3 protein-coding genes and 1 pseudogene are annotated in these 3,238 nt (G+C 75.9%); all 4 read left to right on the top strand.

What is annotated here, in order from left to right; all coding sequences use genetic code 11:
• Window positions 1–183 precede the first annotated feature (183 nt).
• Window positions 184–1,227 (top strand): annotated as a pseudogene (locus tag G5C65_RS34255) (threonine ammonia-lyase); the annotation flags it as partial.
• 67 nt (window positions 1,228–1,294) lie between these two features.
• Window positions 1,295–2,326 carry an MDR family NADP-dependent oxidoreductase gene (locus G5C65_RS34260; RefSeq protein ID WP_165302963.1) on the top strand — a complete coding sequence of 344 codons (1,032 nt, stop codon included), beginning with the start codon at window positions 1,295–1,297 and terminating at the stop codon, window positions 2,324–2,326.
• Between the two features lie 19 nt (window positions 2,327–2,345).
• Window positions 2,346–2,762, top strand: a complete 417-nt coding sequence (locus G5C65_RS34265) for a MerR family transcriptional regulator (protein ID WP_165302964.1) — start codon at window positions 2,346–2,348, stop codon at window positions 2,760–2,762.
• A gap of 220 nt (window positions 2,763–2,982) precedes the next feature.
• On the top strand, window positions 2,983–3,238 hold a 256-nt coding region (locus G5C65_RS34270; RefSeq protein WP_165302965.1), incomplete at its 3' end, for a GntR family transcriptional regulator.

Below are 3,238 nucleotides of genomic sequence, written 5' to 3' on the forward strand. Positions count from 1 at the left end.
GGCGTAGGGCACGGGGGCGTTCGGGGTCATGAGGCGGTTCGATCCCTTCCATTGCGGGGGCCACGGGCACGCTAGGAAGGGGATGTGACCGTTCCATGACCGCCCGGTCCCCGGACTGCGCGCGCTCGGTCCGCAGTCGATGAGCCCGCCCGGCGGCCGGCGGGCCGCGGGCAGGCTGGGTCCATGCCCTCCCGAACGACCGGCACCGACGCCGACGCCGACGCCGACGCCGCCACAGCCAGCGCCACAGCCACCGCCACCGCCGACCCGCGGTCCGGCGCCGTCCCTCCGACGCTGGCCGACATCCGGGCCGCCGGCGCGGTGCTCGACGGCGTCGTCCGCACCACCCCCATGACCCACAGCCGCCACCTGTCCGGCCTCGTCGGCTGCCCCGTCCATCTGAAGTGCGAGAACCTCCAGCGCACCGGCTCGTTCAAGCTGCGCGGCGGCTACGCCCGCCTCGCCGCGCTGAGCCCCCGGCAGCGGGCTGCGGGGGTGGTCGCGGCCAGCGCGGGCAACCACGCCCAGGGCGTGGCGCTCGCCGCTGCGCTGCTCGGCGTGCGCGCCACCGTGTTCATGCCGGAGGGCGCGCCCGCGGGCAAGGCGGCGGCGACCCGCCGCCACGGGGCCGAGGTACGGACGGCCGGGCGGGTGGTGGACGAGGCGCTGGCCGCCGCCCAGGACCACGCCCGCCGCACCGGAGCGGTCCTCATCCACCCCTTCGACCACCCGGACGTCATCGCGGGCCAGGGGACCGTCGGCCTGGAGATCCTGGCACAGCTCCCGTGGACGGCCACGGTGGTCGTGGCCGTCGGAGGCGGCGGCCTCGCGGCCGGGGTCGCCACGGCGGTGAAGGCGCTGCGGCCGCAGACCCGCGTCATCGGCGTCCAGGCCGAGAACGCCGCGCCCTATCCGCCCTCGCTCGCCTCCGGCCGGCCCACGGCGGTCCGCGCCGGTACGACGATCGCGGACGGTATCAAGGTCGCGCGCCCCGGCGAGCTGCCGTTCCGGATCGTCAAGGACCTCGTGGACGAGGTCCGCACCGTCGGCGAGGACGCGCTGCGCTCGGCCCAGCACCTGTGCCTGGAGCGCGCCAAGCTGCTCGTCGAGCCGGCGGGCGCCGCCCCGGTCGCCGCGCTCCTGGCGGCCCCGGAGTCCTTCACCGGACCGCTCGTCGCCGTGCTGTCGGGCGGCAACGCCGACCTGGCCGAGCTGGGCCGGACCCTAGGGGCCTGCTGATAGGCACTAGCCGGGGCTTGCATCTGACGTGCGCGTCAGGTTCTAGCGTCCTGGCATGACTGCCGACACACCGCATCTGCACCGTGAAGTGCATCTCACCGAGCGCCCCGACGGGGACCTCGCCCCCGGGCACCTGGGCGTCGTCGACGTGCCCGTCCCCGTGCCGGGGCCGGGCCAGATCCTGGTACGCAACACCCTGATGAGCGTGACCGCCGTCATGCGCTCGCTGATGCGGGAGGGCGACGCGGCGCGCACCGTCATGCCGGGCTACGGCGTCGGCGAGCCCCTGTGGGGCCCGGCGCTCGGGGAGGTCGTCAGCGGCGTACCGGGCGGGCCGCGCGCCGGTGATCTGGTGGAGCACTACCGCGGTTGGCGCGAGTACGCCGTCCTCGGAGCGGACGCGGCGCGCCCGGTGCCGACCACCGGCGCGAGCGCCTTCCCCGACCCGGCAGCCCATCTCTCGCAGGGCTTCACGGCCTGGCTCGGTGTCGTGCGCGGGGCCGAGGTGCGCGCGGGCGACACCGTGTTCGTCTCCGGCGCCGCGGGCGGCGTCGGCTCGCTCACCGGTCCGATCGCCCGGCTGCGCGGCGCGCGGCGCGTCATCGGGAGCACCGGCTCCGAGCGGAAGGCCGAGGCGCTGGTGCGGGAGCTGGGGTACGACGCCGCCGTCGTCCGGGGCGCTGGCCCCATCGAGGAGCAGCTGCGGGCCGCGGCGCCGGACGGCCTGGACGCGGTCGTCGACAACGTCGGCGGCGAACAGCTGGAGGCCGCGCTGGCCCTGGCCCGGGAGGGCGCCCGGGTCGGTGTCGTCGGCGCCCTGGCGGGCCAGCTCTCGGCCGCCGGCACCGGGCACACCCGGGTGAACACCTTCGAGCTGATCACCCGGGCCGTCACGGTGCGCGGCGTGCGGACGCTCGACGTCGAGGCCGACCTGCCGGTGTGGCAGCGGGAGTTCGCCGCCGCGCTGCGCGGCGGCGAACTCCCCTTCCCGCACACGCGACTGCGCGGAATCGAGCAGGCCCCACGAGCGCTGTGCGAGCTGCTGGAGGGACGGCACATCGGCGCCGTCCTGGTCGAACTGAGCTGAGTCCGGGAGGCGTACGACCATGCGCATCGGTGACGCGGCCACCGCCCTGGGGACCACCCCGCGCGCACTGCGCTACTACGAGCAGCGCGGGCTGCTGCGCGCGGCGCGTGCCCCCTCGGGACACCGCGAGTACGGCGCCGCGGACCTGGAGCGGCTGCGCACCGTGCGGCTGCTGCTGGAGTCCGGGCTGACCATCGAGAACGTACGGGACATCCTGGACCTGCCCGACACGCCTCCGCCCCTCCCCGACGACCCCGAGAACTGTCCGGCGCGGGATGTGGTGCTGCGCCGTATCGCGGAGCTGGACCGGGGCATCGCCCGGCTGATGGAGCTGCGCGCGCGGCTCGCGGAGCGGTGCGAGGACCGGTTCGCCGGCATCCTGCCGTTCGAGTCCGCGCGCCCGGCCGACCGCGAACCGGCCTGTATGAACAAGTGACGGCGCAGAGCCGGGCGGGCCTGTGGGTGCCCGCTCTCGCCGCAAGGCCCGGCCGGGAGGGGAAGCAGCAGTTCAGAGCGTCTATATGAGAATCGTGCGGCGTTCGCGGGGGCGGCTGCACACAGCTTCCGTCCCCCGTACGGGATGGGAGCTGTGCGCAGATATGACATCATGGGCGCGGTCGGCTGCACCCGTCGACCGCACACGGTGAGGAGCGTCCGTGCCCCCGTCCCGCCGCCATGAGCGCATCGCCGAGGAGCTGCGCCGGGCCATCGCCGAGGGGCGCCACCCGGTGGGCTCGGCGCTGGCCTCGGAGGCCGAACTCGCCGCCGCGCACGGCGCCTCCCGCGGCACCGTCCGGCAGGCCGTCGCCGCGCTCCAGGCCGAGGGCCTGGTCGGCTCCCGGCAGGGCGCGCGGCGCGTCGTACGCTCCGCGGCCCCGAGCCAGAGCTTCACGGAGCTGCGCAGCTTCGCGC

It is taken from the genome of Streptomyces boncukensis, from assembly GCF_011045075.1.
GTDB classification, from domain to species: domain Bacteria; phylum Actinomycetota; class Actinomycetes; order Streptomycetales; family Streptomycetaceae; genus Streptomyces; species Streptomyces boncukensis.